Origin of the sequence: Pseudomonas sp. UMAB-40, from assembly GCF_900095275.1 — a bacterium.
In the GTDB taxonomy this organism is placed as follows: Bacteria; Pseudomonadota; Gammaproteobacteria; order Pseudomonadales; family Pseudomonadaceae; genus Aquipseudomonas; species Aquipseudomonas mandelii_B.
Map to the genome: position 1 here is coordinate 261,264 of NZ_LT607554.1, position 21,860 is coordinate 283,123.

At 58.4% G+C, this 21,860-nt stretch carries 21 protein-coding genes and 1 pseudogene; 15 read left to right on the forward strand and 7 right to left on the reverse strand.

Going from position 1 to position 21,860, the window contains the following annotated elements:
• Positions 1-11: 11 nt before the first annotated feature.
• Positions 12-518: a peptide deformylase gene (def, locus tag K0F88_RS07635; RefSeq protein ID WP_109627010.1), complete on the reverse strand. Its 507-nt coding sequence runs from the start codon at positions 516-518 to the stop codon at positions 12-14.
• A 170-nt stretch (positions 519-688) separates the two neighbouring features.
• Here def and K0F88_RS07640 point away from each other — a divergent pair, with 170 nt between their 5' ends.
• The 3 genes from K0F88_RS07640 (at position 689) to K0F88_RS07650 (ending at position 3,510) form a co-directional block, all read left to right on the forward strand.
• The gene (locus K0F88_RS07640) at positions 689-1,714 is read left to right on the forward strand and encodes a LysM peptidoglycan-binding domain-containing protein (protein ID WP_094469841.1); all 1,026 of its coding nucleotides are present in this window, start codon (positions 689-691) and stop codon (positions 1,712-1,714) included.
• An 80-nt stretch (positions 1,715-1,794) separates the two neighbouring features.
• The gene (dprA, locus tag K0F88_RS07645) at positions 1,795-2,898 is read left to right on the forward strand and encodes a DNA-processing protein DprA (RefSeq protein ID WP_094469840.1); all 1,104 of its coding nucleotides are present in this window, start codon (positions 1,795-1,797) and stop codon (positions 2,896-2,898) included.
• Positions 2,899-2,952: 54 nt separating this feature from the next.
• The gene (locus K0F88_RS07650; RefSeq protein ID WP_219094726.1) at positions 2,953-3,510 is read left to right on the forward strand and encodes an L-threonylcarbamoyladenylate synthase; all 558 of its coding nucleotides are present in this window, start codon (positions 2,953-2,955) and stop codon (positions 3,508-3,510) included.
• Between the two features lie 110 nt (positions 3,511-3,620).
• Here the strand turns inward: K0F88_RS07650 and K0F88_RS07655 are convergent, their stop codons facing one another.
• Positions 3,621-4,598, reverse strand: a complete 978-nt coding sequence (locus K0F88_RS07655; protein ID WP_219094727.1) for an NADPH:quinone reductase — start codon at positions 4,596-4,598, stop codon at positions 3,621-3,623.
• A 163-nt stretch (positions 4,599-4,761) separates the two neighbouring features.
• On the opposite strand from K0F88_RS07655, the gene hemF reads away from it, so the two are divergent.
• Together hemF and aroE are read left to right on the forward strand one after the other, a co-directional pair.
• Complete coding sequence (gene hemF / locus K0F88_RS07660; RefSeq protein ID WP_219094728.1) at positions 4,762-5,676, forward strand: oxygen-dependent coproporphyrinogen oxidase; 915 nt, start codon at positions 4,762-4,764, stop codon at positions 5,674-5,676.
• Positions 5,677-5,689: 13 nt separating this feature from the next.
• The gene (gene aroE, locus K0F88_RS07665) at positions 5,690-6,511 is read left to right on the forward strand and encodes a shikimate dehydrogenase (RefSeq protein WP_219094729.1); all 822 of its coding nucleotides are present in this window, start codon (positions 5,690-5,692) and stop codon (positions 6,509-6,511) included.
• Positions 6,512-6,626: 115 nt separating this feature from the next.
• Here aroE and K0F88_RS07670 read toward each other — a convergent pair whose 3' ends face one another.
• The 3 genes from K0F88_RS07670 to betC form a co-directional block, all read right to left on the reverse strand.
• The gene (locus K0F88_RS07670; protein WP_219094730.1) at positions 6,627-8,195 is read right to left on the reverse strand and encodes a SulP family inorganic anion transporter; all 1,569 of its coding nucleotides are present in this window, start codon (positions 8,193-8,195) and stop codon (positions 6,627-6,629) included.
• A 262-nt stretch (positions 8,196-8,457) separates the two neighbouring features.
• A complete protein-coding gene (choX, locus tag K0F88_RS07675) occupies positions 8,458-9,378 on the reverse strand; it encodes a choline ABC transporter substrate-binding protein (protein WP_219094731.1) in 921 nt (306 codons plus the stop codon).
• A 16-nt stretch (positions 9,379-9,394) separates the two neighbouring features.
• The gene (gene betC, locus K0F88_RS07680) at positions 9,395-10,909 is read right to left on the reverse strand and encodes a choline-sulfatase (protein WP_219094732.1); all 1,515 of its coding nucleotides are present in this window, start codon (positions 10,907-10,909) and stop codon (positions 9,395-9,397) included.
• Between the two features lie 114 nt (positions 10,910-11,023).
• On the opposite strand from betC, the gene K0F88_RS07685 reads away from it, so the two are divergent.
• Positions 11,024-11,974, forward strand: coding sequence for a choline sulfate utilization transcriptional regulator (locus K0F88_RS07685; protein ID WP_219094733.1), 951 nt, complete (start codon positions 11,024-11,026; stop codon positions 11,972-11,974).
• Here the strand turns inward: K0F88_RS07685 and K0F88_RS07690 are convergent.
• Positions 11,961-12,638: an NAD(P)-dependent oxidoreductase gene (locus tag K0F88_RS07690; RefSeq protein ID WP_094469832.1), complete on the reverse strand. Its 678-nt coding sequence runs from the start codon at positions 12,636-12,638 to the stop codon at positions 11,961-11,963. The two genes, K0F88_RS07685 and K0F88_RS07690, sit on opposite strands and share 14 nt — an antisense overlap.
• Before the next feature lie 78 nt (positions 12,639-12,716).
• Here K0F88_RS07690 and K0F88_RS07695 point away from each other — a divergent pair, with 78 nt between their 5' ends.
• On the forward strand, positions 12,717-13,043 hold the full coding sequence (locus tag K0F88_RS07695; protein WP_219094734.1) for a DOPA 4,5-dioxygenase family protein: 327 nt from the start codon (positions 12,717-12,719) through the stop codon (positions 13,041-13,043).
• Here K0F88_RS07695 and K0F88_RS07700 read toward each other — a convergent pair whose 3' ends face one another.
• Positions 13,044-13,445 carry a GFA family protein gene (locus tag K0F88_RS07700; RefSeq protein ID WP_094469830.1) on the reverse strand — a complete coding sequence of 134 codons (402 nt, stop codon included), beginning with the start codon at positions 13,443-13,445 and terminating at the stop codon, positions 13,044-13,046. It abuts the gene before it with no gap.
• A 347-nt stretch (positions 13,446-13,792) separates the two neighbouring features.
• Here K0F88_RS07700 and K0F88_RS07705 point away from each other — a divergent pair, with 347 nt between their 5' ends.
• The 8 genes and pseudogenes from K0F88_RS07705 (at position 13,793) to K0F88_RS07740 (ending at position 21,759) form a co-directional block, all read left to right on the forward strand.
• The gene (locus K0F88_RS07705) at positions 13,793-15,100 is read left to right on the forward strand and encodes a CitMHS family transporter (RefSeq protein ID WP_219094735.1); all 1,308 of its coding nucleotides are present in this window, start codon (positions 13,793-13,795) and stop codon (positions 15,098-15,100) included.
• An 85-nt stretch (positions 15,101-15,185) separates the two neighbouring features.
• Positions 15,186-15,953 carry a TerC family protein gene (locus K0F88_RS07710; RefSeq protein ID WP_219094736.1) on the forward strand — a complete coding sequence of 256 codons (768 nt, stop codon included), beginning with the start codon at positions 15,186-15,188 and terminating at the stop codon, positions 15,951-15,953.
• A 260-nt stretch (positions 15,954-16,213) separates the two neighbouring features.
• Entirely contained in the window at positions 16,214-16,711 is a 498-nt protein-coding gene (locus tag K0F88_RS07715) for a PAAR domain-containing protein (protein ID WP_094469827.1), read from the forward strand.
• A gap of 19 nt (positions 16,712-16,730) precedes the next feature.
• Positions 16,731-17,887: pseudogene (locus K0F88_RS32950) on the forward strand (DUF2515 family protein).
• Positions 17,884-18,522, forward strand: a complete 639-nt coding sequence (locus K0F88_RS07725) for a hypothetical protein (protein ID WP_219094737.1) — start codon at positions 17,884-17,886, stop codon at positions 18,520-18,522. The pseudogene K0F88_RS32950 and the gene K0F88_RS07725 overlap by 4 nt, the downstream one beginning before the upstream one ends.
• Positions 18,519-19,160 (forward strand): hypothetical protein, encoded by a 642-nt coding sequence (locus tag K0F88_RS07730; RefSeq protein ID WP_257605202.1) that lies wholly within the window; start codon positions 18,519-18,521, stop codon positions 19,158-19,160. Before K0F88_RS07725 ends, K0F88_RS07730 begins: the two co-directional genes overlap by 4 nt.
• Entirely contained in the window at positions 19,157-19,816 is a 660-nt protein-coding gene (locus K0F88_RS07735) for a hypothetical protein (protein WP_257605203.1), read from the forward strand. The genes K0F88_RS07730 and K0F88_RS07735 overlap by 4 nt, the downstream gene beginning before the upstream one ends.
• A gap of 284 nt (positions 19,817-20,100) precedes the next feature.
• A complete protein-coding gene (locus K0F88_RS07740) occupies positions 20,101-21,759 on the forward strand; it encodes a Na/Pi cotransporter family protein (protein ID WP_219094738.1) in 1,659 nt (552 codons plus the stop codon).
• Positions 21,760-21,860: the final 101 nt, after the last annotated feature.

Here is a 21,860-nt window from a genome sequence, read left to right on the forward strand (position 1 = left end):
AAAGAAGGGCATCAAGCGTTCTGGCGATGGAGCTTTTCCAGTTTCTTCTTGATTCGGTCGCGTTTGAGGTTCGACAGGTAGTCGACGAACAATTTGCCGTTGAGGTGGTCGCATTCATGCTGGATGCACACGGCGAGCAGGCCTTCGGCAATCAGTTCGTAAGGCTTGCCGTCACGGTCCAGGGCCTTGACCTTGACCTTCTGCGGGCGATCGACGTTTTCGTAGAAGCCCGGCACCGAGAGGCAGCCTTCCTGGTATTGCTCCATCTCGTCGGTCAACGACTCGAACTCGGGGTTGATGAACACCCGTGGTTCGCTACGGTCTTCGGAGAGGTCCATCACGACGATACGTTTGTGCACGTTGACCTGGGTCGCGGCGAGGCCGATGCCTGGCGCTTCATACATTGTTTCAAACATGTCATCGACCAACTGACGCACTTCGTCGTCCACTACGGCCACAGGTTTGGCGATAGTGCGCAGGCGCGAGTCGGGGAATTCGAGGATGTCTAAAATGGCCATAAGCTTAATTGCTGCACGTGTGAGGTAAAGTCGGGTCGATGGCCTGGCAGGTCCGAAGATGCAGGCTACCGTTGTGAAGCGTAGCTCCTTTTCTTTTATCAAAGCGTCAGGAGCGAGCCACGAGGGCTCTGGCGTTTCACGCGAACGCACATAATAAAGGGATTCACCGCATGAGGAAATCACTACTCGCCTTGCTCCTTCTGGCCTCGGCCGGTTTGGCGCACGGGCAAGTGCAACTCAAGGAAGGTTTTCCACAGCAATACACCGTGGTGAGGGGTGACACACTCTGGGACATTTCCGGAAAATTCCTCCGGGAGCCGTGGAAGTGGCCAGAGCTGTGGCAGGCCAATCCACAGATCGAAAACCCCAATCTCATCTATCCCGGCGACTCGCTGTCGCTGGTCTATGTCAACGGCCAGCCGCGCCTGACCCTCAATCGCGGAGCTTCGCGCGGCACCATAAAGCTCTCGCCTCGGGTGCGCAGCTCGCCGGTGGCCGATGCGATCCCGAGCATTCCGCTGCAATCGATCAACAGCTTTCTGTTGAGCAACCGCATCGTCGACAAGGTCGAGGACTTCGACAAGGCGCCCTACATCGTCGCTGGCGATGCCGAACGCGTGCTCAGCGGTACCGGTGACCGCATTTTCGCCCGTGGCCATTTCGACCCGAACCAGCCGGTCTACGGCATCTTCCGCCAGGGCAAGGTCTACACCGATCCCGATAGCAAAGAATTTTTGGGCATCAATGCTGATGACATCGGCGGTGGCGAGATTGTGGCCACCAAAGGCGACGTCGCCACCCTGGCACTGCAACGCACGACTCAGGAAGTGCGTCTTGGCGACCGGCTGTTCAGTGGCGAGGAACGCTCGATCAACTCGACCTTCATGCCCAGCGCGCCAAAAACCGAAATTAATGGCTTGATCATCGATGTGCCGCGCGGGGTTACCCAGATTGGCGCGCTGGATGTCGTGACCCTGAACAAAGGTCAGCGCGATGGCCTGGCCGAAGGCAATGTGCTGGTGGTGATGAAAACCGGTGAAACCGTGCGCGACCGGATCACTGGCCAGCCGCTGAAAATCCCCGATGAGCGTGCCGGTTTGCTGATGGTGTTCCGCACTTACGACAAACTCAGTTACGGGCTGGTACTCAACGCATCGCGCTCGCTGGCGGTGATGGATAAGGTGCGAAATCCGTAAGCAGGCTCCACAAGTTACCAACAGAGTTATCCACAGCTTATTCCCGTTTGAACGGGGCTCATAACGATCAAGGATGATCCATGTCGCTGTCTACCGTTACACCGGTTTCCCCTGCGGAACTGGAAGCTCGTTTACGTCTGCATCGTTTGCCGGAACTTGGCCCGGCGCGTTTCAAGAAATTGCTTGAAGCCTTCGGCTCGGCGTCCAAAGCCATCAGCGCGCCTGCCAGCGCCTGGCGTTCGCTGGGCTTGCCGGTGGCGTGCGGTGAAGCACGGCGCGCCAATGAAGTGCGCGATGGCGCGGCCCACGCATTGGCCTGGCTAGAGCGTCCGGGCCAGCATTTGCTGATGTGGGACCAGCCGGAGTACCCCGCGCTGCTGGCGGAAATCAGCGATGCGCCGCCACTGTTGTTCGTGGCAGGCGATCCCGACATTCTGGAAAAACCGCAACTGGCGATGGTCGGCAGTCGTCGGGCTTCGCGACCGGGTATGGACACCGCAGCGGCGTTTTCGCGCAGCCTGGCCGGCGCCGGTTTCATCATCACCAGCGGCCTGGCGCTTGGCATCGATGCCGCCGCGCATCAAGCCGCGCTGGACGTGGGCGGGCGAACGGTCGGGGTACTTGGCACGGGACTTGAAAAGTTTTATCCACAGCGCAATCGGCGGCTGGCCGACGCCATGATTGCGTCGGGCAGCGCAGTGCTTTCCGAGTTTCCGCTGGACGCCGGCCCCAGTGCCGGAAACTTCCCTCGGCGTAACCGGATCATCAGCGGTTTATCCCTCGGCGTGCTGGTGGTTGAAGCGAGTGTCGCCAGCGGTTCATTGATCACGGCGAGGCTGGCGGCGGAACAAGGACGCGAGGTGTACGCGATTCCAGGGTCGATCCACCACCCTGGCGCCAAGGGTTGTCATCAATTGATCCGCGACGGTGCGGTGCTGGTGGAAACTACCGAGCATATCCTCGAAGCCTTGCGCGGCTGGCAACGGCTGGCGCTATCCACAGAGACGCTGCAAACACCTACTCATCCACTGCTCCTTTTGCTTCACGCCGCGCCCCACACCAGCGAAGCGTTGTCGGTCAGCAGTGGCTGGGCCTTGTCCAAAGTGCTGGCAGCGCTGACGGAGCTGGAAATGGACGGCCGGGCGGTGTGCGAAAGCGGGCGCTGGTTTGCGCGGGTGAGCTAGGTTTTATAAGGAAGATCGGTAAACTGCGCAGAGCCTTATTCCGGAGAGTTTTTCATGGTCAACAATTGGCGCGTGCAACAAGCCGCACAAGCCGTTCGCGCAGGGGCAGTGATTGCCTATCCAACCGAAGCGGTCTGGGGCCTGGGTTGCGATCCGTGGGACGAAGAAGCGGTCTATCGTCTGTTGATGATCAAGGGCCGGTCTGTGGAAAAGGGCCTGATCCTGGTGGCCGACAATATTCGTCAGTTCGACTTCCTGTTCGAAGACTTCCCGGAACTGTGGATGGATCGTATGGCCAGCACGTGGCCGGGGCCAAATACCTGGCTGGTGCCGCATCAGAATCTGTTGCCGCAGTGGATTACCGGCGTGCATGAAACCGTGGCGCTGCGCGTTAGCGACCACCCGTTGGTGCGGGATTTGTGCGCGGTGGTCGGGCCGCTGGTGTCGACCTCGGCTAATCCTCAGGGTCGGCCGGCGGCGCGGACGCGTCTTCGCGTCGAGCAGTATTTCCGTGGGCAAGTGGAATACGTGTTGGGCGGGAATCTGGGGGGGCGCAAGAATCCGAGCGTGATTCGCGATCTGGCGACCGGGAACGTCATTCGCCCGGATTGAGACCGAGGTGCGCCCATCGCGGGCAAGCCCGCTCCCACAAGATATTGGTCGTTCACATAATGTGTATACGACTCGGACCTGTGGGAGCGGGCTTGCCCGCGATGCCGTCATCAAGGCAACAAAACAGTCGAGCCAGTGGTACGCCGCGCCGACAACTCGGTCTGCGCTTTCGCTGCCTCAGCCAACGGATACTTCTGGCTGATGTCCACCTTGAGCTTGCCGCTGACGATCATCTCAAACAGCTCGTCCGCCATGCGTTGCAGGTTTTGCGCGTTATTGGCGTAGGTCGCCAGCGTCGGCCGGGTTACGTACAACGAGCCTTTTGCCGACAAAATCCCCAGGTTCACCCCGTCCACTGCGCCAGACGCATTGCCGAAACTCACCACCAGACCCCGTGGCGCAACGCTATCGAGTGACGTCAGCCAGGTGTCCTTGCCGACGCCGTCGTACACCACCGGGACTTTTTTGCCGTCAGTCAATTCCAGCACCCGTTGTGCGACGTTTTCATGGCTGTAATCGATGGTCGCCCACGCGCCATTGGCCTTGGCCAGTGCGGCTTTCTCCGGCGAGCTGACCGTGCCGATCAACTTCACCCCCAAGGCCTTCGCCCATTGGCAGGCCAGGGACCCGACACCGCCCGCAGCGGCATGGAACAGGATGGTTTCGCCACCCTTGAGTTCATACGTCTGACGCAACAGGTACTGCACGGTCAGGCCCTTGAGCATCACACCGGCGGCCTGTTCGAAACTGATGGCGTCCGGCAAGTGCACCAGGTTGGCCTCCGGCAAAACGTGAACCTCGCTATAGGCGCCCAACGGGCCGCTGCCGTAAGCCACACGATCGCCGACCTTGAACCGGGTCACTTCGTTGCCGACTGCCTCGACCACGCCTGCACCTTCCGAGCCCAGGCCCGATGGCAGGGCGGGCAGCGGATAGAGACCACTGCGGTAATAAGTGTCGATGAAGTTCAGGCCTATCGCTTTGTTGGTCACGCGAACCTGCTGGGGCCCGGGCTCGGCGGGTTGATAATCGACATACTCGAGCACTTCGGGGCCGCCATGGGCGCGGAACTGGATACGCTTTGCCATCAGAACTCTCCTTAGGTCATTTGCGAAGCTCCCTATCGGACTCCTAAGCTTGACCTTCGTCAACTGCGGCAGGCCCATCTGCGATGTTATGCTACGCGCCCATTTGCGCCGGCCCCTGCTCCGATGGAGCGCCGCGTAGTTTTGCCCGATTCAAGGTGATGACATGACGACCCGCACCGAGGCCGTAAAAGCCTACCTGCTCGACCTGCAAGACCGGATTTGCGCAGCCCTTGAAGCCGAAGACGGCGGCACGGCATTCGTCGAAGACGCCTGGACCCGGCCTGCCGGCGGTGGCGGTCGCACGCGCGTGATCGAAAACGGCGCGGTCATCGAAAAGGGCGGCGTCAATTTTTCCCACGTCTTTGGCAGCGGGCTCCCACCGTCCGCCAGCGCTCATCGCCCGGAACTGGCCGGCCGTGGCTTCGAAGCTCTGGGCGTGTCGCTGGTGATTCACCCGCACAACCCGCAGGTGCCAACTTCCCACGCCAACGTGCGCTTTTTCATCGCTGAAAAAGAAGGCGAAGAGCCGGTCTGGTGGTTCGGCGGCGGTTTCGACCTGACCCCTTATTACGGTAACGAAGAAGACTGCGTGCACTGGCACTGCGTTGCCGAGCAGGCCTGTGCGCCGTTCGGCCCGGACGTCTATTCGCGTTACAAGGCCTGGTGCGACAGCTACTTTCACATCAAGCATCGCCACGAGCCGCGCGGAATCGGCGGTCTGTTTTTCGATGACTTGAACGAGTGGGACTTCGACACTAGCTTCGCCTTCATGCGCGCCATCGGTGACGCCTACATCGACGCCTACCTACCGATCGTGCAGCGCCGCAAGCATGATGCGTTCACCGCCAAACAGCGTGAATTCCAGGAATTCCGCCGTGGCCGCTACGTCGAATTCAACCTGGTCTACGACCGCGGCACGCTGTTCGGCCTGCAGTCGGGCGGGCGCACCGAGTCGATCCTCATGTCCCTGCCCCCGCAAGTCCGCTGGGGCTACGACTGGAAAGCCGAGCCGGGCAGCGAAGAAGCCCGCCTGACCGAATACTTCCTGCAAGACCGCGACTGGTTGGCCAAGGCCTGAACGAGGAGTTCTGATGGACCGTTACGTCGTATTCGGTAACCCGATTGGCCACAGCAAGTCGCCGCTGATCCACCGCTTGTTTGCCGAGCAGACCGCTCAGCAACTGGACTACAGCACCTCGCTGGCGCCACTCGACGACTTTTCTGACTTCGCCCTTGCGTTTTTCCTCGAAGGTCGCGGGGCGAATGTGACGGTACCGTTCAAGGAAGAGGCTTATCGCCTGGCCGACGGTCTGACGGCGCGGGCGCAGCGGGCCGGCGCGGTGAACACCCTGAGCAAACTCGCTGATGGCAGCCTGCTGGGCGACAACACCGACGGTGCCGGGCTGGTGCGGGACCTGACGGTCAACGCCGGTTTCAGCCTCAAGGGCAAGCGCATCCTGCTGCTCGGTGCCGGCGGCGCGGTGCGCGGTGCACTGGAGCCGTTGCTGGCCGAGCAACCCGCTTCGGTCATTATTGCCAACCGCACCGTTGAGAAAGCCGAGTTGCTGGCGGAATTGTTCTCGGACCTGGGGCCTGTGTCGGCCAGTGGTTTTGACTGGCTGCAGGAGTCGGTGGACCTGATCATCAACGCGACGTCGGCGAGTCTGTCAGGCGATGTACCACCGATTGCCAGCAGCCTGATCGAACCGGGCAAGACCGTGTGCTACGACATGATGTACGGCAAGGAGCCGACCTCGTTCTGCCGCTGGGCCAGTGAGCACGGTGCGGCGGTGTCGATGGACGGCTTGGGAATGCTCGCTGAACAAGCGGCGGAAGCGTTTTTCCTGTGGCGCGGTGTGCGGCCGGATACGGTGCCGGTGCTGGCCGAACTCCGCCGCCAACTAGCCCTGTAGGAGCCGGCTTGCTGGCGATGTGGGCGCCGCGGTGTATCAGGTACACCGCGTTATCGTTGAATCGCCAGCAAGCTGGCTCCTACAGTCTGTTCGCAGTGATCAGACGGGGGTGGTGTCAATCTTCGAATCGGATCGGGCATTTCTCCGCGCCTTCAAGCTTGCGCAACTCCTCCACCACCTGCGGCCGCGCACGCCGCAGGGTCAGGCTGCGATCCTGCTTAAGCAACCGCCGCGCTTCCTGATGCAGCATTTCCACCCCTGAATAGTCGATGAAGTTGATCTGCTGCGCCTCGATCACCACCCGCACGCCGTGCATCCGTTGCAGGCGCACTTGCAGATAATGGCTGGCGCCGAAAAAGATCGACCCGCCGACCCGCAGAATGTCTTCATCGCCTTCGCGCCAATGCTGCACGCGGGGTTGCGAGGTGCGCTTGAGGTAAAAGAACAGCGAAGCCAGCACCCCGGCATAGATCGCGGTCTGCAACTCCAGCAGCAGCGTTGCGACACAGGTCAGCGCCATGACCAGGAACTCAGCGCGGCTGACCCGCAACAGCGCGCGAATGCCGCGATGGTCCACCAATCCCCAAGCGATCAACAGAATGCTGCCCGCCATGGCCGGGATCGGAATGTGCGCGATCAACGCCGCGCCGAAGATGGCGAACAGCGCCACCCACAGCGCTGAAAATACCCCGGCCAACGGTGAGCAGGCACCCGCCTCGTAGCTCAGGCCCGAACGGGTAAACGAACCGGCTGACAGCGAGCCGGAAAAAAACGCACCGACCATGTTCGAAAAACCCTGGGCGCGTACTTCCTGATTGGCGTCGAGCAATTGCTGGGAGCGTGCCGACAAGGAACGGGCAATCGACAGGCTCGTCACCAGCCCGAGCATTCCTACCGCCACGGCGCTGGGCAGCAGGCGCAGGATCAGATCCAGGTCCAGCGGCAGCGGACTAAAGGGCGGCAGCCGTCCGACGAATGCGCTGACCAATTTCACATGGCCAAACATCGACGGCCAGAACCACACCAGCAGTCCGCTCAGCGCCAAGGTGATCAAGAGCGTCGGCCAGCGTGGCAGCAGTAATTTCAGGACCACGCCCACCGCGACGGTGGTCAGCCCCAACACCAGCGAGGGTTTATCCACTTCACCGAGGTGTTTGAACACCATCAAAAAGCTGTCCAGCGCGGTGGACTGATTGGGCAGGTCCAGCCCCAGAAGGTTCGGCAACTGGCCGATGGCAATCACCACCGCCGCGCCGAGGGTGAAGCCCAGCACCACCGAGTGAGAAACGAAATTCACCAGGGCGCCGAAGCGCAACAAACCAAGCAGCCACTGGAAAATGCCGGCGAGCAGTGTCAGAAGCAGGATCAGGGTGACGTAGTCCTCTGACGCGGGGACGGCCAGAGGACTGACGCTGGCATACAGGACGATGGAAATCGCCGCCGTAGGACCACAGATCAGATGCCACGACGAACCCCAGAGGCAAGCGATCAGCACCGGAATGATCGCGGCGTACAGGCCGTATTCCGGCGGAAGACCCGCGATCAGTGCGTAGGCAATGGATTGCGGCAGCGCAAGAATGGCGCCGCTGAGGCCAACGATCAGGTCACGCCCGACGCTGGCGCGGGTTTGCCGGGGCAACCAGGAAAGGAAGGGAAAGAGTGAATGGCGGCTGGGGAAGGCCATGGGTCCTCTCGGGTTGGGTTTTGCGCAAGGGTATCAGGGTGTGAGGAGTGTCAGATGAATCCACCCCTCACCCTAACCCTCTCCCCAGAGGGTAGAGGGGACTGATCGAGTTGTTTTCTCAAGCTACATCGACCTGAAATGTCGAGGTGAACGCAGAATTTGAAAAGCGTGGAGATCGGCCCCCTTTCCCCTCTCCCCCGTGGGGAGAGGGCTGGGGTGAGGGGTCGATCCTAAGCCAGACACAGAATCCAGCACTACTCGATCAAAGCTTCGCTTTCACTGCCCCCAACGCATCCTTCCCGTCCACGGTCTTCACGCCATCCAGCCATTTATCCAGCACGGCAGGATTGGCCTTGATCCACGCCTTGGCCGCATCGGCATTGCTGACTTTTTTGTTCACCACCTCGGCCATGATGCTGTTCTCCATCTCCTGGGTGAAACTCAGGTTGGTGAGCAGTTTGCCGACGTTCGGACAGGCCTGTGCATAACCTTTGCGGGTGAGTGTATGAACGCTGCCGGTGTCGCCGAAATACTTCTCGCCGCCCTTCAGGTAATGCATTTTCAACTGCACGTTCATCGGGTGCGGCGTCCAGCCGAGGAAGGTCACGAACTTCTGTTTCTTCACCGCGCGGGACACTTCGGCCAGCATGGCCTGCTCGCTGGATTCGACCAGTTTCCACTGGCCCATGTCGAAGTCGTTCTTCTTGATGATCTCTTGCAGCGAGATGTTCGCTGGGGCGCCTGAACCGATGCCGTAGATCTTCTTGTCGAACTTGTCGGCGTATTTATTCAGGTCGGCAAAGTTATGCACACCCGCGTCCCACACGTAATCCGGGACCGCCAGGGTGAATTCGGTGCCGTCGAGGTTCTTCGCCAGTTGGGTGACATCACCCGTGGCGACGAATTTATCGTAGAAGCCCTGCTGCGCCGGCATCCAGTTACCCAGGAACACGTCGACCTGGCCGTCCTTCAGCCCGCCAAAGGTGATTGGCACCGCGAGGGTGTCGACCTTGGCCTTGTAGCCCATGCCGTCCAGCAGAAACCCGGTAATGGCGTTGGTCGCAGCGATGTCGCTCCAGCCCGGATCGGCCATTTTTACCGTGTCGCAGCTCTGATCGGCAAAGGCCGATGCACTGCCCAGAGCCAGTAGCCCGACCGTCAGTACTGTGGATAACTTTTGCATGGACTTCCCCTTAACATTATTGGTTTTGGCAGGGTTGTGGATAACGTGCTTTACGTTCCAGATCGTCGAGGTCGATGTGGTTGCGCATGTACTGCTGACTGGCGTCTACCAGGGGCTGGTGATCCCAGCTCTTCAGCTTGCCGATGGTCAGCGCCTCGGCGACAAACCGCCGACGACGCTGGCTTGCGAGCACCTGTCGGTGGATCGCCGGTATGTCCCATTTGGCCCGTGCTTCAGCCAGAAATTCCTCGAACAGAGGCCGATGCTGCGGCGATTGGCTGAGTTCTTCCTGTTCGCGCGGGTCGTTGTGTACGTCGAAGAGTAGGCAAGGGTCGTCTTCGCTGTAGATGAATTTGTAGGCGCCACGGCGGATCATCATCAAAGGACTGATAGTGCCTTCGGCCATGTACTCGCCGAAGACTTCGTCGTGGCCGCCCCGCCCTTGCAGATGCGAGACCAGCGAACGACCGTCCAGCGGCAAGCCCGGCTCCAGTGATCCGCCGGCCAGTTCGACGAAGGTGGGCAGCAGGTCAGCGGTGGAAACGGCAGCACTGACCCTGACTGCGCCAAATTGTCCCGGTGCACTTATCAACAGCGGTACGCGGGCGGCCATTTCGAACCAGTGCATTTTGTACCAGAGGCCACGCTCGCCGAGCATGTCGCCGTGGTCGCCGGAGAAGACGATGATGGTGTCGTCGATCAGCCCGGTTTCCTCAAGTGTTTGCAGGAGTTTGCCGACGTTACTATCGATATAGCTGCAAGCTCCAAAATACGCGCGACGTGCATCACGGATCTTATCCACAGGCAGCGGCTTGTCCCACAGGTCATACACCTTGAGCAAACGCTGGGAATGCGGATCGAGTTCGGCCTGTGCCGGCGTTTCAGGGAGCGGGATGTCGGCGTCGTCGTACATATCCCAGAACGCCTTGGGAATGGTGTACGGATCATGTGGGTGCGTCATCGACACGGTCAGGCAAAACGGCTGATCACCCTCCTCGCGGATGTGATCGAACAGGTATTGCTGCGCCTTGAACACCACCTCTTCGTCGAAATCCAGCTGATTGGTGCGCACACACGGCCCGGCTTGCAGCACCGAAGACATGTTGTGGAACCAGGTCGGCCGCACGTCCGGCTCATCCCAGTTCACCGACCAGCCGTAATCGGCCGGGTAGATGTCACTGGTCAGGCGTTCTTCATAGCCGTGTAGCTGATCCGGACCGCAGAAATGCATCTTGCCCGACAGCGCGGTGCGGTAGCCGAGGCGACGCAGGTAGTGGGCATAAGTCGGTACATCGGCGGGGAAATCGGCCGCATTGTCGTAGGCGCCGATCTTGCTCGGCAACTGACCGCTGACCAGGGTAAAACGCGACGGCGCGCACAGTGGGCTGTTGCAATAAGCGGCGTCGAACACCACGCCTTCGGCGGCGAGGCGGCTGAGATTGGGTAATTTGATGGGCGAGGGACCGTAGAACGGCAACATTGGCGCGGCCATCTGATCGGCCATGATGAAAAGAATATTCTTGCGCTTCATGTGATCGCGGCATTCCATAGTGAATATTTATGCGAGAGTGCTGCGATCGAGCATGGAGTCCATGAACTTTGTGGTAAAGCCCATGCACGGCAATGACTAGGATAAGTAGCGCTTATGTATGACGCCCTTGGAAATTTGTCGCTGGACCTGCTGCGGGCGTTTGAAGCGGCGGCCCGTCATCGCAGTTTTACCGCCGCGGCGGTAGAGCTGGGCACCACGCAGCCCGCCGTCAGCCAGCAGATCAAACGGCTTGAAGAACAACTCACGGCGCGCTTGTTTGATCGCATTTATCGTGGCATCGAGCTGACTGAGGCGGGGAGCATTCTTTTCGAGCAGGTTCAGCTCGGTTTGCAGAATATCGATGCCGGATTGAGCGCGATCAGTGCACAGCATCAACATGAGGTCTTGCAGGTTGCTACGGATTTCGCCTTTGCCGCGTATTGGCTGATGCCCCGATTGCACCGCTTTCATAAAGCCAATCCCCAAGTCGACGTCAGCCTGGTCACCAGCGAGCGCAATCACAACATGTTGCGCGCCGATATTGATGTGGCGGTGTTGTTTGGGGATGGCCGCTTTAAGCAGGGCGAAAGCCATTGGCTGTTCAGCGAAGAAGTGTTTCCGGTGTGCAGCCCGCTGTTGTTGAAGGACCGTCCCCTGCCCTTGCCGGCCCAGTCATTGCTCGAATTCCCGTTGCTGCACCTGCGCGGCGAAAACAGCAGCAACTGGTTCGACTGGAGCGGCGTCTTTCGCGAGTTGGGGATCACATCGCCCCCGGCCCCCGGGCAATTGCGCTTCGACAATTACACGCTGCTGATTCAAGCGGCGATTGGTGGTCAGGGCGTGGCAATTGGTTGGCGACACCTTGTGGATAACTTGCTGGCGCAGGGTTTGTTGTGTCGACCGATTGCCGACACGGTGATTTCCAGGCTCGGCTATTACGTGGTGCTGCCCCAGCGAAAACGGCGTGGGGTATTGATTCAACAGTTTGTGGACTGGCTGATGGCTGAGCAGGCCAGCAGCGCCCAATCGCTGAATGGTTTACCGCTGCCGTCTATCGCGGTGTAGGGTCGGTCGAAACGAAGGTCACATGCTCGCGAACGTGAAGATTGAGCTGCAGCTCATCGGCAATCCCCACCGCCACGCGGTTCAACCGTTCAAGCGGTTCGGCCAGGCCCGGTTCAAGGCTGCTGCTCACATGGCTGAAATGTTCGATCGTCAGCCCCGGCACGCCGCGAGGCGCATTCACCAGGGTCCAGTGCAAGGCACTGCTTTGCAGCGCATCAAGGATTTCCTCGGCGGCGTGCCGCTGAAGGAGATCCAGCGCGTCCGCCTCCGTTTCGTCGAGTTCGGCGAAATCCCCCACCAGGAACAACCGGGCAATGCCCGCTGCCTGCATGCCCGCGATCAGCGCATCCACGGCCAATACCTGCTCGACCGGACCGGGCACGATGGTTTTTTCCACATATTCGCTGTTGAATGGCAATCCCGGTGCGTCCAGCAGGCAAATGACCACCGAACTGCCCGCCACGCTTTGCTTGACGCGGTCAGACTCGAACAGATCGCCGGTCTTGGTGCGCAATCCCGGGCGCGGTGGGAGCGCCGTCAGGTCATCCAGAATTGCGATCACTTCATGTTGGCGCCGCAGCATTTCAGCCATCAGCGCACTGCCGAGGCTACTCATGGCACCATAGAGCACCACTTTCACCACCGGGGTTTCGGCATTTTTCATGGATGGGATTCCTTGTTCTATATGGCGTGTGACCTGTAGGAATCGGTGAGGGTTCGACTGGGTTTTTGAGGGTTTCAGATGCAACAGATCAAGGGTTACCACGCCCATGTCTATTTCGACGCCACGAGCATTGATCAGGCGCGAGCGCTGTGTGAGCACGCCGCGCAGGTGTTCCCGCTGAAAATGGGGCGCGTGCATGAACGCCCCGTGGGTCCGCACCCGGACTGGAGTTGCCAATTGGCGTTCGGGCCGGAGCTGATCGGCGAAGTGCTGCCGTGGCTGGCGCTCAACCGCAAGGGATTGGTGGTGTTCCTGCACCCGGACACCGGCGACGATTTGCTGGACCACACCGAGCACGCGATCTGGATGGGCGCGACCCGGCCGCTGGATCTGTCTGTTTTTTGATCAGAGGCTTTCTTCGGCTTCACCCGGTAAATGCTCGTCCAGGTGCAGCCAAGGCAATTGGCTGTCCGTCCAGATGTGTCGCTCGGCGGGGGCCTGCTCCGGGTGATCGAGGGTGGCGATGGTCACGTCGATACTCTCGGGGCTGAGGTGCGTCATCAGCGCCAGTTGCGCCCCACAGTTCGGGCAGAAATAGCGCACGCAGGTGGTTGAAGATTCGTACTGCGCCGGCGTCCCTTTCCGCCATTTAAAGGCCGATGCGGGCACGGTGATCCAGGTCGTCACGATCCCGCCGCTGACCCGTCGGCAGATTGAGCAGTGGCAGTGGGCGATGTCGTGCAAAGGTCCGCTGAATTGATAGCGCAGGTGTCCGCAGTGACAGCCGCCGGTGTGAATGTCGCTCATGACCTTTCCTCCTGATGCGTATGGACTGCTCGCGATGGCCTTAACTCGGTTTAACTCCCTGCCCCAGTCCGACGACCGGTCACACATCCGGTCAATGCTTTCATCAGCGAAAGCTGGGTGAAAGCTTCCCCGATTAGGATCGCCCCCACTGCCGGCAAAAGACCGGTCGGCCAATGCCAGTGTTTTATCGCTCGCACAGCCCATTTAACAACAACAATGGTGATTCTGATGTCCTCTGCTACCCGCCGCTTCGCTGCAACTCCGCCCGTACGCCTCGTGCTTCCCGTTCTGCGCTGACCCCACCCGGTTCGCCCATTCCCTAGCCGCGCTACGCCTGGAGTATTCCCATGCTGACTTTCCTTGGCTTCGCCATGGTCATCACGTTCATGTTCCTGATCATGACCAAGCGCCTGTCCGCGCTGATCGCCCTGATCATCATTCCTATCGTCTTCGCCCTGTTCGGTGGTTTTGCGCCGAAAATAGGCCCGATGATGCTCGAAGGCATTACCAAGCTTGCGCCGACCGGCGTGATGCTGATGTTCGCCATTCTGTATTTCGCCCTGATGATCGACTCCGGCCTGTTCGACCCGGCCGTGCGCAAGATCCTCAAACTGGTCAAGGGCGACCCGCTGAAAGTGTCGGTCGGCACCGCCGTACTGGCGCTCGTCGTTTCCCTCGATGGTGACGGCGCGACCACTTATATGATCTGCGTGGCCGCCATGCTGCCGCTCTACAGCCGCATCGGCATGAGCCCGCGGATCATGGCCGGCCTGATCATCCTCGCCGGTGGCGTGATGAACATGACCCCGTGGGGCGGCCCGACTGCCCGTGCGGCGAGTGCGCTGCACGTGGACCCGTCCGACATTTTCGTACCGATGATTCCGGCGATGGCGTTCGGCGTGGTGGCAATCCTGGCGATTGCCTACTTCTACGGCAAACGCGAGCGAGCGCGACTGGGTGAACTGCATCTGGTGGGCGATGAAATCGACCACAGTGAAATCAGCGTTTCGCAATTCCCGGATGCCCGTCGTCCGAAGTTGATCTGGTTCAACGGAGCCCTGACGTTCGTCCTGATGTGCACCCTTATTGCCGGCCTGTTGCCGCTGCCCGTGTTGTTCATGGTGGCGTTCAGTATTGCCATGATCGTCAACTATCCTTGCCTGCAACAGCAGAAGGATCGCGTCGCCGCTCACGCCGGTAGCGTGCTGGCGGTGGTCGGTTTGATCTTCGCGGCGGGCATCTTCACCGGTATCCTGTCGGGCACCGGCATGGTCGATGCCATGTCGAAAAGCCTGCTGGCGGTGATTCCTGATTTCCTCGGCCCGTACTTGGCCGTCATCACCGCGCTGGTGAGCATGCCGTTCACGTTCTTCATGTCGAACGACGCATTTTATTACGGCGTGTTACCAGTACTTGCCGAAGCAGCCAGTCATTACGGTATAACCGCGGTTGAAATGGCACGTGCCTCGATCGTCGGTCAGCCCGTCCACTTGTTGAGCCCGCTGGTACCATCGACCTACTTGTTGGTGGCCCTGGCCGGTATTGATTTTGGTGATCACCAGCGCTTTACCCTGAAATGGGCAGTGCTGGTGTGCATGTGCATACTGGTAGCCGCATTGCTGATGGGGATTTTTCCGCTGTTCAGCACTCTATAAGCCCAAGACTCACCACAAAGGGTCCAGGCTTCGCTGTTTGAAGCCCGGGCCTTTTGTGGTTTAACACTCGCTCAAAGGAATACACATGGAATGGCTGACCAACCCTGAAATCTGGGTTGCCTTCTTTACCCTGACCGCCCTCGAAATCGTCCTGGGTATCGATAACATCATCATGATTTCGATCCTGGTCAGCCGCATGCCCAAGCACATGCAGCAGCGCACCCGGATTTTCGGCCTGGCGCTGGCCATGGTCACGCGGATCCTGTTGCTGCTGTCGATCACCTGGGTCATGCGCCTTACCGCCGACTTGTTCGAAGTGTTCGGCCAAGGCATTTCCGGGCGAGACCTGATCCTGTTCTTCGGTGGCCTGTTCTTGCTGTGGAAAAGCTCGCAAGAGATGTACCACGCGCTGGAAGGTGAAGACGAAACGAACGAGGAACCGGGCGGCAAGGGCGGCAACTTCCTCTACACCATCATCCAGATCGCAATCATCGACATCGTGTTCTCGCTGGACTCGGTGATTACCGCCGTCGGCATGGTCTCCCACGTACCGGTCATGGTCGCGGCGATCATCGTTGCGGTACTGGTGATGATGCTGGCTTCCGGCACCATCAGCGCGTTCATCGACAAGCACCCGTCTTTGAAAATGCTGGCGCTGTCGTTCCTGCTGATCGTCGGTACAGTGCTGATTGCTGAATCCTTCGACGTTCACGTGCCAAAAGGCTACGTCTACTTCGCCATGGCGTTCTCGCTGGCGGTGGAAGCGATCAACATCAAGATGCGCACCGCGATTGCGAAGAAACGCAAACAGCAAGATCCGGTGAAGCTGCGCAAGGACATTCCGGGGCAGTAACCCGAGTCTGCGCACAACACCTGTGGGAGCGGGCTTGCTCGCGAAGACGGAGTGTCAGTCGACATCAATGTTGCCTGATACACCGCTTTCGCGAGCAAGCCCGCTCCCACATTTTTTTGCCCTGTGATTAGCCTGGCGGATCGAGGTTATCCAGCACTCGATTGCGCATTCTTCACGAAGGCGTGTTCAAAAGTTGACGCACCGAGCTCAGGTGGTTAGCGTCCCCCGCTCGCTTCAAACGACAATGACAAGGAATGCATATGTCTGGAAAACCGGCTGCACGCCTCACGGACCCGACCACCTGTCCCCTTCCCGGCCACGGCACCAACCCGATTGCCAGCGGGTCTCCCGATGTGTTCTTCAACGGCCTTGCGGCCGCTCGGGTCAGCGACAAATGCACCTGCGGCCAGGTCCTGAACGGCGGATTTTCTTCAACCGTGTTCATCAACGGCCTGAACGCCATGACGCTCGATAGCACCACCAGCCATGGCGGTGTGGTAATTGGCGGCTCCGGCAACGTCATCATCGGCAGGTCTCATACCCCCACGCCATTCATTCCGCCCATGCCGATCATTGGTCAGCCCTTGGTCGAGTTCAAAGCCGTCAGCGCCGGCAATGGCGAACCGATTGCCCAACAGGACTACGAAATTGAAACCGCCGAAGGCCGCATCGTCAAAGGCCAGACCAACGCTGAGGGCATGACCCAAAGCGTCGCTACCCTGCAGCCTGACCTCGCCGTAGTCCGCTGGACTGTCTGACGCCTCAAGGAAGAATGAAATGACCGGACAATGCATGGCCCCAGACGACCTGGACATGAAGAAACTCTGGGACAGCACCTGCGAACTCCCCGTTTGCAAGCGCGAAACCACCTCGGGCGGCCCAAACCCGAAAACCCGCGTCGAAGTGCCATTGCTGACCTGTAACTGCCTGTGGCGCAGATTTCAGAAAGAAGCCGAAGAATGGGTGGCTCCGGGCGGTGTGTTGATTGCCGACCCGCAAGCCCGTAACCGCAAGATCAACGCGGCCTATGCACAATTGTGGCTGGCGGATAACCGGTTTCAATGGGCGGGGTTGGCGGCGTTTGCTTCGAAGCAGGTGGGGTGTGGGTTGATCCATGCCACCACGCTAGACCAGAGAATCGAAGCGGAAAAAAAAGCATACCGGGCGTTAAAAGACAGCCAGTCTAAGGATTTGTACGAACGCGTAGTGGTCAACAAATTGCGTTCGGATCCTGAGCTTTGGAACCAGTGGGATCAGGCCAAGCAGCAGAACCCGGTCCCTTGACGAGTGATCCACTGTCAGGTGACGCGATTGCATTTCTGCAAGAAGAGGTGCAATACGTTCACGAAATGCTTGCACTTGGAAACACGGCTCTTTTCCTAGATGTGTATCCACTACATCGGTTTTTCATGGTGCGAGGATTCAAGGAAATGGAGAAGTGTCTGCCTGAGCGCAGCAGCCTAAAAAATGAAGTGCTTTGGCCTATTGCAGATAAAGTTGAATTCGGTGCGTTCCGGACGGAGGTATCCGATACCTTTAAGGCAATCGAGGCCGGAGACATTGCTACAAGCGTTGAGCTTATGGCTGCTCATGAGCAGCTAAACATTCTTCAGCCAGCCATGTATGACGTGACCCACTTTGCAAGACTTATGCAAGGCACTCAAGCCGGTGATGTTGTATCCGTGGTAACTGGCTTATTCACTGGAATTTCTGAAGAAATTCAACTTACCCTAGCCAGTCAGTGTAAGGCCCCAGACTATCGTCAAGTCACATTTGGTCGCAATCCATTCTCTGATTTGGCGGACAAAGATCAACGTATGACTTTTGTTCTTCGAGCTGCAACGCAATTTGATCGTTTGCTTAAAAACCCCATAACCCATACGCAGTTGGAGCAATCGATAACAGAGATATCACACGGCGGAGGCGTCAAATGAGGATGCTCTCAAAGCGTATTCGATTGTTAGTTGTTGGCACCGCTGCTGCTCTCTTTGCTTATGTAGCCTACTCAAATAAAAGCATAGATGTGCTTAGCGTTCACGTTGGTAAACCGTACGAAGAGGTGGTACGAGACTCAACGTTCTCCGTACACGCCAAGACAGCCGTCTACCCCAGTGAACCACCCCATCCAAGTTCAACCTGGATCAGCAGTCCTGTTGTCATCCGATTTGATGATCCTCAGTATGGCTTCACCTTGCCACCAACCAAATTTGGCGCAGTGACGTACAACAAGAGCAAAGTGGCAACCATCACCACCTCTCCAATGCTCGAGACTTTAGCTTTTGAGGATCTCTCGCCCCTTCTAGACAAGATGCAGATCATGTTGAAAGCCGCGGGTTGGACACCACGAGACGCCAATAGTCATGCTTGGCTGGAAACGACAAATGAAGCTGACAGAAATGCGCTTCAGAGCAAGTTGTTCGACCAGGTTGTTATCGTGCTGCTGCTGATACCCCACAAATATACCCTTGCGCTTAACGTCAAATGCTACGCACGCTGTGACGAGCGCAACCCGAAAACGGCAAAGTATCTGATCGATGTAAGCGTTGGTTCGGATTACTACAGCGAATGAAAAGCCGCTACAAGGCTCGTCGCAGGTGCTGGCAATGGACGGCGTTTTTTATGCTGTTCATATGCCTAACCTCTTTTCACTTCCCGATTGAAAGGTTGATCCTTCATATCGGTAAGCCGTACGTAGAACTCGTTAAAGACTCCACATTCCCAGTTAAACGAAACACGGCCGTTTATCCAAGTGAACCACCTCATCCGAGTTCAACTTGGATCAGCAATCCAGTTGTAGTCCAATTTGATGATCCTGAACATGGCTTTACACTGCCCACTACCAAGTTTGGTGCAATTGGATTTGATGAAGGAAAAGTCTCAACCATGACGACTTCTCCGATGCTTGAAACGGTGCCGTTCGACCAATTGATTGTGGTACTCGATCAGTTACAGAACCAACTCAAAAATGCTGGTTGGGTACTGTGGAATGCCGAAAGAAATCCTTGGGTTGAAACCGCTACCGAGGATGATAAAAGAACGCTTCAGGCTGAACTGTTTGACCACGTGGTGGTGGCCGTGCTGTTGATACCCCACAAATACAGTCTTGCGCTCAACGTCAAATGCTACGCACGCTGTGACGAGCGCAACCCGAAAACGGCGAAGTATTTGATTGATGTCAGTGTCGGTTCGGATTACTACAGCGAATGAAAAGTAGCGCCAGAAGGCAGCGTCGGTGTTTGCAAAGAGCCGCATTTTTTACGCTGTTCATGTGTCTCACTTCTTTTCACCACCCAGTTGATTTTTTGAACATTCATATCGGGAAGTCATACAGAGAAGTCGCACAAGACTCGACATTCCCTGTTTATGGCAATACGGCAATTTATCCTGGGGATCCTAACCACGCTAAAGATCCACCTCATCCGAGCTCTACCTGGATCAGCCATCCAGTCGTCATCAGATTTGATGATCCCGACTATGGTTTTACGCTGCCCGCTACCACGTTCGGTGCGATCAGTTGGTCCAAATTCAAAGCGATCACCCTGACTACGTCGCCGATGCTGGAAACCTTGCCGTTCGAGCAAGCGGTAGCACTCCTTGAGAAGTTACAACAAAAGTTCAATCAACTCGGGTGGACTCCAGAGCCTGTGGAGGGTAACGACTGGCTAAAAATAGAAACCAAGGAGGATAAGGCGCGGCTTCAGGCGAAACTCTTTGATCAAGTTGACAGCGTCATCTTGTTGATTCCGCACAAATACAGTTTGATCCTTCACATCAAATGTTATGCCCGCTGCGCTGAACGAAACCCCGAGACAGCCAAATATTTGATCGACGTAGGGTTAGGCGACGATTTCTTTAGCGATTGAACTACCAATGATCTTAGGACTGCTGCGCAGGCCAGCGGGAGCAAGCTCCCTCGCCACAGGGGTTGTGTTCGCGCACCTTTTCAACTGTCTGGCCGAAACCTTCGGGTCCCTTCTTCATTTCTGCATGAACCTGTTTTCATGACAGTTTTGTTTCAATCACTTCTTTAGCTATGCGATGCTGGCGCCCAGACCGTTAGCCAACTACAGCTTAAGTACAGAACGTAGAACGTCGCGCGGCACCGTCAACTTGTCCCTTTGGGACGCTACCACCACAGGGGGCCCTTATGCTCACCCTGCTCAATTTGTTATCTGCCGTGGCCTTGTTGATCTGGGGCACGCACATCGTCCGAACCGGCATCCTGCGGGTCTTCGGTTCCAATCTGCGCCACGTGATCGGCCAGAACATGTCCAAGCGCTGGCTCGCGTTCATCTCGGGGATCGTCGTCACCGCGATGGTGCAGAGCAGCAACGCCACCGCCATGCTCGTCACCTCTTTTGTCGGTCAGGGCCTGATGGCGCTGACGCCCGCCCTGGCGACCATGCTCGGGGCAGACGTTGGTACGGCGCTGATGGCGCGGGTGCTGACGTTCGACTTGTCGTGGCTGTCGCCGCTGCTGATCTTCCTCGGGGTGATTTTCTTCCTGTCCCGCAAGCAGACCCGACTGGGCCAGATGGGCCGCGTCAGCATTGGTCTCGGGCTGATCATCCTGGCGCTGCAACTGATCGTTGAATCCGCCGCGCCGATTACCCAGGCGCAGGGCGTGAAGGTGATTTTCGCCTCGTTGACCGGTGACATCCTGCTCGATGCCCTGGTGGGCGCGTTGTTCGCGATGGTTTCCTACTCCAGCCTGGCCGCCGTCCTGCTGACGGCGACCCTCGCTGGCGCCGGCGTGATCAGTCTGCCGGTGGCGATCGGCCTGGTGATTGGTGCCAACATCGGCAGTGGCATCCTCGCGTTCCTCAGCACCAGCATGCAAAACGCCGCCGGGCGTCAGGTGGCACTCGGTAGCCTGTTGTACAAACTGATCGGCCTGCTGCTGATCATTCCGGTGCTGGACCCGTTGGTGCACTGGATCGACAGCCTCGACTTCAGCCCTCAGGAAATGGTCATCGGCTTTCACCTGCTCTACAACACCGCGCGCTGCCTGATCCTGCTGCCCAGCGTCGGCCCGATGGCCAGGCTTTGCGCGTGGCTGCTGCCGGAGCGGCCAGAGCTCAACGGCATGGCAAAACCCCGACACCTCGACCCGACCGCGCTGGTCACACCCAGCCTGGCGCTGGCCAACGCCGCGCGAGAAACCCTGCGCATGGGCGATCTGATCGACAACATGCTCGAAGCAATGCTCGACGTGCTGCGCGGCAAACAATCCGCCATCACCCAGGAAATGCGCAAACTGACGGATGATGTCGAAGCGCTCTACAGCGCGATCAAGCTCTACCTGGCGCAAATGCCCCGCGAAGATTTGAGCGACCAAGACAGCCGTCGTTGGGCGGAAATCATCGAACTGGCGATTAACCTCAAGCTGGCCAGCGATTTGATCGAACGCATGCTGCGCAAGGTGCAGCAGCAGAAAACCTCGCAGCGTCGGTCTTTTTCCGAGGTTGGCCTGGAAGAGCTGGCCGGGTTGCACAGCCAATTGATCTCCAACCTGCGTCTGGGCTTGTCGGTATTCCTCAGTGCCGACAAGGAAAGTGCCCGCCAGCTGCTGCGTGAGAAACGTCGCTTTCGCGCGCAGGAACGCCGCCTGGCCCATGCTCATGTCAGCCGCTTGCAACGTAAGATTGTGCAGAGTATCGAAACCAGTTCACTGCACCTGGAGCTGATCGCCGACATGAAGCGCTTGAATTCGCTGTTCTGCAGCAGCGCTTATGTGGTGCTGGAAACGTCGGACACCGGTGCACTGGCGGTCGACGATATGGCTGACATCACGCATTCGCCTTGAACGTCTGGCGGTAGGGTCAGTCAGTTACATTGGTTCAGCCTCAAGACCGCCATCGCGGGCAAGCCCGCTCCCACAGGTGATTTGGTCGGACAGAGGTCCCG

Coding starts and splice junctions, on each gene's coding strand:
- def (WP_109627010.1), bottom strand. CDS start 518: ATGGCCATTTTAGACATCCTCGAATTCCCCGACTCGCGCCTGCGCACT.
- K0F88_RS07640 (WP_094469841.1), top strand. CDS start 689: ATGAGGAAATCACTACTCGCCTTGCTCCTTCTGGCCTCGGCCGGTTTG.
- dprA (WP_094469840.1), top strand. CDS start 1,795: ATGTCGCTGTCTACCGTTACACCGGTTTCCCCTGCGGAACTGGAAGCT.
- K0F88_RS07650 (WP_219094726.1), top strand. CDS start 2,953: ATGGTCAACAATTGGCGCGTGCAACAAGCCGCACAAGCCGTTCGCGCA.
- K0F88_RS07655 (WP_219094727.1), bottom strand. CDS start 4,598: ATGGCAAAGCGTATCCAGTTCCGCGCCCATGGCGGCCCCGAAGTGCTC.
- hemF (WP_219094728.1), top strand. CDS start 4,762: ATGACGACCCGCACCGAGGCCGTAAAAGCCTACCTGCTCGACCTGCAA.
- aroE (WP_219094729.1), top strand. CDS start 5,690: ATGGACCGTTACGTCGTATTCGGTAACCCGATTGGCCACAGCAAGTCG.
- K0F88_RS07670 (WP_219094730.1), bottom strand. CDS start 8,195: ATGGCCTTCCCCAGCCGCCATTCACTCTTTCCCTTCCTTTCCTGGTTG.
- choX (WP_219094731.1), bottom strand. CDS start 9,378: ATGCAAAAGTTATCCACAGTACTGACGGTCGGGCTACTGGCTCTGGGC.
- betC (WP_219094732.1), bottom strand. CDS start 10,909: ATGAAGCGCAAGAATATTCTTTTCATCATGGCCGATCAGATGGCCGCG.
- K0F88_RS07685 (WP_219094733.1), top strand. CDS start 11,024: ATGTATGACGCCCTTGGAAATTTGTCGCTGGACCTGCTGCGGGCGTTT.
- K0F88_RS07690 (WP_094469832.1), bottom strand. CDS start 12,638: ATGAAAAATGCCGAAACCCCGGTGGTGAAAGTGGTGCTCTATGGTGCC.
- K0F88_RS07695 (WP_219094734.1), top strand. CDS start 12,717: ATGCAACAGATCAAGGGTTACCACGCCCATGTCTATTTCGACGCCACG.
- K0F88_RS07700 (WP_094469830.1), bottom strand. CDS start 13,445: ATGAGCGACATTCACACCGGCGGCTGTCACTGCGGACACCTGCGCTAT.
- K0F88_RS07705 (WP_219094735.1), top strand. CDS start 13,793: ATGCTGACTTTCCTTGGCTTCGCCATGGTCATCACGTTCATGTTCCTG.
- K0F88_RS07710 (WP_219094736.1), top strand. CDS start 15,186: ATGGAATGGCTGACCAACCCTGAAATCTGGGTTGCCTTCTTTACCCTG.
- K0F88_RS07715 (WP_094469827.1), top strand. CDS start 16,214: ATGTCTGGAAAACCGGCTGCACGCCTCACGGACCCGACCACCTGTCCC.
- K0F88_RS07725 (WP_219094737.1), top strand. CDS start 17,884: ATGAGGATGCTCTCAAAGCGTATTCGATTGTTAGTTGTTGGCACCGCT.
- K0F88_RS07730 (WP_257605202.1), top strand. CDS start 18,519: ATGAAAAGCCGCTACAAGGCTCGTCGCAGGTGCTGGCAATGGACGGCG.
- K0F88_RS07735 (WP_257605203.1), top strand. CDS start 19,157: ATGAAAAGTAGCGCCAGAAGGCAGCGTCGGTGTTTGCAAAGAGCCGCA.
- K0F88_RS07740 (WP_219094738.1), top strand. CDS start 20,101: ATGCTCACCCTGCTCAATTTGTTATCTGCCGTGGCCTTGTTGATCTGG.